Raw genomic sequence first — 8,033 nt, 5'->3', positions numbered from 1 at the left:
CAGGGCAAGAGCATAGCAGAGGATCCCGCCCTGGCTGAAACCGCACAGATGCGTTTTGCCTTCCGTAATTCCGTAGTGATTGATAATTTTTAAAATACTTTCCAGTACACTTTGCAGGGATGCATTGGCCTGGTCGATGTCAACAAACTTTTCAGGATTATTAAAATCGATATCATACCAGGAATACCCTTCAAACTGCGTAGTACCGGGTGCCCTGAAGCTGACTAGAATCCAGTCTTTGGGAAGGGTTTCCTGAAAGCTGAACAGATCCTGCTCATTACTGCCATAGCCGTGGAGCATAAAAAGGATCTGGGTATCAGGGTGTATTGTTTCGGGTTCTCTTACAAGATAATCTAAATTCATACTGCAAATATAAATAATAATCGGAATGAATGGGAAGGCCTGACTTCAGAAATAAGGAGGTCTTTTGGATGCGTCGGGACCTGCCGTAAAAAGAGGGTTACCCTTTGAAAAAAGGTTCAGGAAATCTTTTGCCGATTTGATATTTTTTAGAAATCTTCATTGGAAATTTTACATAAAAGGTATTTTTATATTGATAAAAAACCTATATTTGGGACATTAAAAATCTATTTGGAGAAATGAAGCAATTTTACAAATCAAAAAGTTTACTCAGGCTTTCCTTTTTACTGGCCATCTTATTTTCTGTCATTTCAGTGGTCAACTCCTGTAAGGATAAGGATGAAGATGAAGAATATGTGGATCATATTGTGATGTTTGAAGCCAAGATTAATACCAAAGGCCCTACGCCGGCTCCCAATCCTCCAGTGTATGGTACCTTCAAAACAGTGGTTACACAGGTGGGTACCAATCCTAGCACAACTTTTAATCCAACCGGTACTACATGGAGCTCCGGCGAACAATTCGTCAACTCCAGCCTGTCTCAACTGAACCTGGCGGCCAATGCCGTTCTTCCTTATTCAGATTCCGAACTTATCATCAACATCTGGGTAGACGGGGAAATTGTAAAAACCAAAAAAGTAATAGGAGTAGGTGAGAAAAGCGCTTCCATCTATTACAGTTTTGTAGGACTTTAAGAATACAGCTTATCCGATATATAAAGACCGTCTGGTGCAGACGGTCTTTTTTATTGCTTTACATTCGGCGGGTTTATCTCAGAGAGGCAGGACTTAATAAAAAAAGCACAGCATCTTCTTTGTTCCGTGCCTTTTCAGTATGGTAAACGATACTTTTTAAAAGCCGTCAGATCTTTAGATTGTCTTCACGATAAAGTAGCTTTTCTTTCCTTTCTGAAGGAGCAGGAACTTACCGTCAATCAGATCACCTTCATTGGCAGCAAAGGTGTCATTCACCTTTTGTTTATTTACCGAAATGGCATTACCTTTAATCTCTCTTGAAGCTTCACTCTTGGATTTCAGAAAACCGGATTTTTCCGAAAGAAGATCCACAACAGGGATTCCCAGCACATCGGCACTGGAAAGTTCTTTCTGGGGCACTCCGTCAAAAACCTCCAGGAAGGTATCTTCGTCCAGGCTTACCAGGTCTTCTGCCGTGGAACGCCCGAAAAGGATTTCGGAGGCTTTTACTGCCTTTTCATATTCTTCCCTGCCATGCACCCATACGGTAACTTCTTCAGCCAGCTTTCTCTGAAGCTTCCTCTTATGGGGAGCCGTTTTGTGTTCTTCCGTTAAGGTCTCAATTTCCTCTTTGCTCAGGAAAGTATAAAACTTAATGAATCTTTCCGCATCGTCATCAGTAGCGTTCAGCCAGAACTGGTAGAATTTATAGGGAGAGGTTTTCTTTTTATCCAGCCAGTAGTTTTCCCCGCTTTCGGATTTCCCGAATTTGGATCCGTCTGCTTTGGTAATCAGAGGAACAGTCAGGGCAAATGCTTCTCCCTGGGCTTTTCTGCGGATCAGTTCTGTTCCGGTGGTGATGTTACCCCACTGATCGGACCCGCCCATCTGGAGCCTGACATTATTGTTCTGGTAAAGGTGGAGGAAATCATATCCCTGGATCAGCTGGTACGTAAATTCCGTAAAGCTCATTCCGTCTGCACCGCTTTCCCCGGAGAACCTCTTTTTTACGGAATCTTTGGCCATCATGTAGTTCACGGTAATGTTTTTACCTACGTTTTTGGCAAAATCCAGGAAAGAGATATTTTTCATCCAGTTGTAGTTGTTTACCAGTTCCGCTCTGTTGTCCCCTTCTCCGGAAAAATCCAGGAAACGGGAAAGCTGGTTTTTCAGGCAGTCTACATAATGCAGCAGGGTAGCTTCATCCAGAAGGTTCCGTTCTGCAGATTTGCCGGACGGGTCGCCGATCATTCCGGTGGCACCGCCTACCAGGGCAACAGGCTTGTGGCCATGCTGCTGGAAATGGGCAAGGATTTTAATCTGGATCAGACTTCCGATATGCAAAGAATCGGCGGTGGGGTCGAATCCGATATATGCCGTAGTGACCTCTTTGTTCAGCTGCTCATCGGTTCCGGGCATCATATCGGCAAAAAGACCGCGCCATTTAAGTTCTTCTATAAAGGAATTCATTGTTTTAACTTTAAAATTTAAGGGGCAAAGATAATAAATTCATCAGTAAGGCTAAGGAAGAAAGGTAAAATTTAAAACAGACGGATTGCTGTTTGGCATCCTTGTTTTTGCGGATTCCGTACAAATCCGCTATATTTGTTTATCATGAACGACGAACAACTCTTCCTGCTCATCGGGAAAGCCAAGGCAAAGGACCAGAAGGCACAGACCAGGCTCATCAATATTTTTTGGGTGGATGTCTTTTCCTTTGTGATGAAGAAAGTGCATGATGAAAACGATGCCGATGAGATCACGGTTAACGTTTTTTCAAAAGTCCTCTCAAAGCTGGAGATGTATGATCCCCATTTCCAGTTCAAAACCTGGATCCTGACCATCGCACAGAATACCATTATTGATTTTTGGAGACGCCGGAGCCGGGAAAATCAGGACCCTACCGAAAACCTTGAAAATGTAAGGAACCAGTACGCCAAATCTCCCGAGGAACTGATGATTTCAGATGAGGAGCAAAGAAAGATCATCAAGACCATCGAATCGCTGGACGCCAATTACCAGGACATTATCAAACTCAGGTTTTTTGAGGAAAAAAGCATCAAGGAAATTGCTGATGAGCTGGGAATTTCCGTAGCCAATACGAAAGTACGGGTAATGCGTGCTAAAAAAGTATTGGCGGAACTGCTGAAAGATAATGAGTTCGAGGACCATTAAAACAATTCCTTATCCTGTTTATCAGGTTGGAAACCCGCTGATCGATTACAAATACACTTTCTCTTTAGTCTCAGGCAGAAGAATTTCCCTTCTTTTTTCCTGGTTTCTGTTTTGAAGGTTTATTTTTAATCCCTTTTTTACAAACGTTTCCTTTTGAGATTTCCCATACTCTTTAATATTTTCCACTTCCTTTTCAAAAATCAGCCGGCCGGTGGATAAGTTAAAATCAACATCCGTCCAGTATTCTTCCGGCTTTCCGCTGCCTGAGGAGTAGCCGACCAGTTCGAAATGACCGTTCTGGAACCTGTATTTGTCCGTATAGCCCCATTTCCAGCTGCTACCTCCGGCCTGGGTAATCATAAGGACTCCTTTCCGGATCACGGTTTCCTGATAAGGATCGCCCATCATTCCGCCATCACGGCTTGTAAGCAGGGCATTCCGGGATTTCTCCAGAATCGTCCATTTCCCGTTAATTTTTTTCAAAATCTGTATTTCACGGATATTTCCGTAATCCGCAGTGTCTTTTGTATGGTAAATAATGACTTTTTCCGGAACCTGATCACCGTCAAGATCACCTTCGGCCGTTTCAATAACCATTGAACCTTCCGGCTGGAACTCCCTCTGGGCAAAAGAAAATACACTGAACGTGATCAGCAGGACGCAAAGTATGGTCTTCATAATTCAAATTTAAGTTTTAAAATTACGAAATTATGGGTTTCATCAATTCCTGTCTTTGATTGTTTCGATAAAAAAATCACTAACTTTGAACCTCAATTTGAGAGAGACATGGAGAATTTAGTTCAGGATACTACCGTTCAGAAACCAAAATGGATCCGGGTGAAGCTTCCTACCGGGAAAAATTACAGGGAACTGAGAACTTTGGTGGACAAATATAAGCTGAATACCATCTGCCAGAGCGGAAGCTGCCCGAATATGGGCGAATGCTGGGGAGAAGGGACGGCAACTTTCATGATTTTGGGCAACATCTGTACCCGGAGCTGCGGATTCTGTGGCGTGAAGACCGGGAAACCGCTGGATGTTAACTGGGATGAACCCGAAAAGGTGGCCCGTTCCATTAAATTAATGAAAATAAAGCATGCGGTACTGACATCGGTAGACCGTGATGATTTAAAAGACATGGGGTCTATCCTCTGGGGCGAGACGGTAAATGCCGTGAGAAGAATTTCCCCGGGAACCACCATGGAAACCCTGATTCCGGATTTCCAGGGAATTACAAAGCATCTGGACCGGCTGGTTGAGGTGGCCCCGGAAGTCATTTCCCATAATATGGAAACGGTAAAAAGGCTGACCCGGGAAGTAAGGATACAGGCAAAGTATGAAAGAAGCCTTGAAGTGCTGAGATACCTGAAAGAAGCCGGACAGCGAAGAACCAAAACCGGAGTGATGCTGGGACTGGGCGAAACCCGCGACGAAGTATTCCAGACTATTGAAGATATCAGGAATGCCAATGTGGATGTTATCACCCTGGGGCAGTATCTGCAACCTACGAAAAAGCACCTTCCCGTAAAGAAATTCATTACGCCTGAAGAATTCGATGAATTCGGGGATTTTGCCAGAAGCCTGGGCTTCAGGCATGTGGAAAGTTCGCCGCTGGTAAGAAGTTCCTATCATGCAGAGAAACACATTCATTAAATAAAGAAAAGACAAAATCGCTTCACCGGAGCGATTTTTTATTGCCGGATGGGCCGGCATCACATGGCAGTGTTCTCTACTGCTGTATTTTTTATGGTATAAAGAACAGAGGTGAATATAGTACATATTCAGGGCATTCCGGTTAAAGTATAATCAGTGGTTTCCCCCGAATTTTGCATTCACCATTAATAGGTTAACAGATAAAGATTCATAAAAGAATTATAATGAAGATTGATAAGAGAATTATTCCGCTGGCCATCGGCGGATTAGGAATAGGAACTACGGAATTTACGGTAATGGGGCTGCTTCCGGATATTGCACGCAGTCTTCAGATCAGCATCCCGGAGGCAGGTCATCTTATTTCGGCCTACGCCTTTGGCGTGGTGGTGGGTGCACCGCTGCTGATCGGGTATTCCGTGAAGTTTCCGCCTAAAAAAGTCCTGATTGCACTGATGGTGATTTTTACCGTATTCAATGCGCTGTCTGCGGTGGCACCGGATTATACCACCATGCTGGTGATCCGTTTTCTTTCCGGTCTTCCACACGGTGCCTTCTTCGGAACAGGAACCGTAGTGGCAGCGAGGATGGCCGGAAAAGGAAAGGAAGCCTTTTATATTTCGCTGATGTTTACCGGCCTTACCGTGGCCAACCTGGCTATGGTGCCGTTGGTTACTTATATCGGGCATGTGTACCACTGGCGCTGGTATTTTGCCATTGCCGCCGCCATCGGGCTGGTGGCTCTGGTATTCCTTAAGCTCTGGCTTCCTTTACTGGAGGCTAATCAGGATACCCATTTTATGGAAGAGCTTAAATTCCTTAAGAAGAAGCAGGCCTGGCTGGTGCTGATGATTACCGGGATCGGTTTCGGAGGGCTGTTTACGTGGTTCAGCTACATAACGCCGCTGATGACCATGGTATCCGGCATCCAGGAAAACCGGATGGCCTATGTAATGATCCTGGCCGGTGCCGGAATGGTAGTGGGAAACCTGGCCGGCGGCTATGTTTCCGATAGACTGAGCCCTGAGAAAACCTGCATCCTGCTGATGACCCTGATGATGGCTGCGCTTGGCTGCGTATTTTTTCTTTCGGAATACCAGTATATCTCGCTGGCACTTACATTTATCTGCGGGGCACTGTCCATGTCGGTGGCGGCACCTATCAACATCATGATGATGAAAGCGGCCCCGAAGAGCGAAATGATGGCAGCCGCCTTTATGCAGGCTGCCTTCAACATAGCCAATGCCATGGGTGCGTTTCTGGGAGGAATTCCGCTGGAGCATGGCTACTCCTATAATTATCCATCATTGGTAGGGGTAGGAATGACCCTGATCGGGCTGGTGATTGCCGTAAGATATAAACAGAAATACGGTTCGCAGCCCGCACCCGGAGCAGAAGTGGCTGCCGGATCTTTCTGAAAATGTAATGCTGATAAGAAGCAGGGTATTCAATCATCTATCGGATTCATTGAATTTAATAAAAAAAATCCGTCTCATCATGGATGGGACGGATTTCTTATTTCATCGAATCAGCTAAAGCTTATGCTTCCACTTCATTGCCGTTGGTACACCAGTATAAAGCGTTATAAAGATTATCTTTTGGGAAGGATTTAAATTCTCCCGGCATCACGACACTGAAAATGTCTGTGAATTTCTGTACGCCTTCTTTATCGGTCACAATAGCGGCCCTGTTCCAGTTCGTCATATTTTTTATTCCTAACAGCGCGTCCTGCAGCCATGCCCCCATGGTGAAATTATCCAGGTCCGTATTCAGGTACAGCAGATAATTAAGTTCGTTGTACTGATCTACCTTCTGCTTTACGCGAGGGAGTACTAATTTTTCAAAATCTTCTTTGGTGATCTCTCCTGTGGCATTGAATGCCGCAACATTCTCCGGAGCTTCTGGTATTATCGTTATCATATCGTTATACATTGTGGTTTGTCTGATGGTGATAACAAAAATTAAACCAATGTAACATTCCGTTCACATAGCAGAAGAAATTATCCTGGTTGCTGCGATTACAGGATCTCGTATTTTGTTTTGATACTGTATTTCAGCTTGATGTTTTCAATATTGTCAAAAGAATAATCCACTCCGGTATCTGCCGCTTCCATCTGTACATTGCTTACACGGGCCGATTTATATTGAGCAGGAAGCACCATATCGCTGGTATAATCTTCAATTTCCGTAATTTCCAGGGGGGCGCCTGCTTTTTTACCGATGCTTTCCAGCAGGTAATCCGCTTTTTCTTTTGCTGCCTTCAGCGCATTGATTTTTACTGTTCTCCTGAAATCCGCAATTTTTGTGTTTTTGATTTCCGCGATGTTGATATTGCTTACCCATTTCTGATTCAGGTTTTCAAACAATGAAGACAGGTCCGTTTTCTTATCTGCTTTGAACTGGAAGTTTTTGGTGAAAATCTTGGTCTTTGAATACAGGTTCTGGTACATTGCCCTGAACTTGATGTCTTCGTTTTTTATGCCGCTGTCTTTCAGGATGTCAAACAGCTTTTTCTCATTGCCGGCAAGGTCGTTTTTGTTATCCCCTTTGATGCCGATGCTGAAAATGATTTCATCCGGTTCTACTTCCATTTCCGCAACGCCTGTAACTTCAATGCCGTTTTTCTTTATTTCCTGTGCGTTGATTAAGCTGGTGAAAGCTAAGAATCCGGCTAATAAAAAATGTTTCAGTTTCATAATTTCCTGTTTTAAATTTCTTTGGTAAAGGTACAGGAATTAAAAAGCCGGTAAACGGAAACTTGGTGAACGGGAGGTCCCACTGGGTGAATGAAGCCAATCAGGAATTGTTTACCGGTGAGTCAGTGTTATGGATTTGCCGTTGGGGGTGGTAATCTTTCTTTCATTGGAAAATAAGCCGGTGCTGATTACAATCCCTTCCGGGGTTTCGGAAATCGTATAACGGTTTGAGGTTAAAAATGAACTGTGGGCATGATGCTCAAACAGTTTCACGGAATCACCTTCATGCACGGAGTAAAAGTCAACTTTATAGAGGCCGGCCCGGGTCTGGTGATATTTATAGACGATATTCTCATCCGGATTGCCGGAAATAATTTTCGTCTCACTGAAGTTTTTTTGTTCCAGGAAGGAACAGCTCTGGATGGCAATGGCAACAAGCAGGAGGGAGAAATAGATT

At 44.1% G+C, this 8,033-nt stretch carries 10 protein-coding genes; 4 read left to right on the top strand and 6 right to left on the bottom strand.

What is annotated here, in order from left to right; all coding sequences use genetic code 11:
• On the bottom strand, window positions 1-363 hold a 363-nt coding region (locus QZ735_RS18550), incomplete at its 3' end, for an alpha/beta hydrolase (protein ID WP_367117858.1).
• Window positions 364-599: 236 nt separating this feature from the next.
• Between QZ735_RS18550 and QZ735_RS18545 the strand changes: the two genes are divergently transcribed.
• On the top strand, window positions 600-1,055 hold the full coding sequence (locus QZ735_RS18545; RefSeq protein WP_294251798.1) for a hypothetical protein: 456 nt from the start codon (window positions 600-602) through the stop codon (window positions 1,053-1,055).
• Window positions 1,056-1,229: 174 nt separating this feature from the next.
• Here QZ735_RS18545 and tyrS read toward each other — a convergent pair whose 3' ends face one another.
• Window positions 1,230-2,525 (bottom strand): tyrosine--tRNA ligase, encoded by a 1,296-nt coding sequence (tyrS, locus tag QZ735_RS18540; RefSeq protein WP_294251795.1) that lies wholly within the window; start codon window positions 2,523-2,525, stop codon window positions 1,230-1,232.
• Between the two features lie 144 nt (window positions 2,526-2,669).
• Here tyrS and QZ735_RS18535 point away from each other — a divergent pair, with 144 nt between their 5' ends.
• On the top strand, window positions 2,670-3,230 hold the full coding sequence (locus QZ735_RS18535; RefSeq protein ID WP_294251793.1) for an RNA polymerase sigma factor: 561 nt from the start codon (window positions 2,670-2,672) through the stop codon (window positions 3,228-3,230).
• 45 nt (window positions 3,231-3,275) lie between these two features.
• Here the strand turns inward: QZ735_RS18535 and QZ735_RS18530 are convergent, their stop codons facing one another.
• Window positions 3,276-3,908, bottom strand: coding sequence for a hypothetical protein (locus QZ735_RS18530; RefSeq protein WP_294251790.1), 633 nt, complete (start codon window positions 3,906-3,908; stop codon window positions 3,276-3,278).
• 108 nt (window positions 3,909-4,016) lie between these two features.
• On the opposite strand from QZ735_RS18530, the gene lipA reads away from it, so the two are divergent.
• Both lipA and QZ735_RS18520 read left to right on the top strand, forming a co-directional pair.
• Window positions 4,017-4,883, top strand: a complete 867-nt coding sequence (lipA, locus tag QZ735_RS18525) for a lipoyl synthase (RefSeq protein ID WP_065396933.1) — start codon at window positions 4,017-4,019, stop codon at window positions 4,881-4,883.
• 224 nt (window positions 4,884-5,107) lie between these two features.
• Window positions 5,108-6,298 carry an MFS transporter gene (locus tag QZ735_RS18520; protein ID WP_294251776.1) on the top strand — a complete coding sequence of 397 codons (1,191 nt, stop codon included), beginning with the start codon at window positions 5,108-5,110 and terminating at the stop codon, window positions 6,296-6,298.
• 121 nt (window positions 6,299-6,419) lie between these two features.
• Here QZ735_RS18520 and QZ735_RS18515 read toward each other — a convergent pair whose 3' ends face one another.
• The 3 genes from QZ735_RS18515 to QZ735_RS18505 form a co-directional block, all read right to left on the bottom strand.
• Window positions 6,420-6,800 (bottom strand): STAS/SEC14 domain-containing protein, encoded by a 381-nt coding sequence (locus QZ735_RS18515; protein ID WP_294251773.1) that lies wholly within the window; start codon window positions 6,798-6,800, stop codon window positions 6,420-6,422.
• Window positions 6,801-6,898: 98 nt separating this feature from the next.
• A complete protein-coding gene (locus QZ735_RS18510) occupies window positions 6,899-7,576 on the bottom strand; it encodes an SIMPL domain-containing protein (RefSeq protein WP_294251770.1) in 678 nt (225 codons plus the stop codon).
• 111 nt (window positions 7,577-7,687) lie between these two features.
• Window positions 7,688-8,033 (bottom strand): hypothetical protein (locus QZ735_RS18505; protein ID WP_294251767.1); only part of this gene is annotated, 346 nt, incomplete at its 5' end.

The sequence above is a fragment of the uncultured Chryseobacterium sp. genome (genome assembly GCF_913776365.1).
Lineage (GTDB): Bacteria > Bacteroidota > Bacteroidia > Flavobacteriales > Weeksellaceae > Chryseobacterium.
Note: the sequence above shows the minus strand (reverse complement) of the source record. Positions and strands in the feature narration are given on the sequence as shown.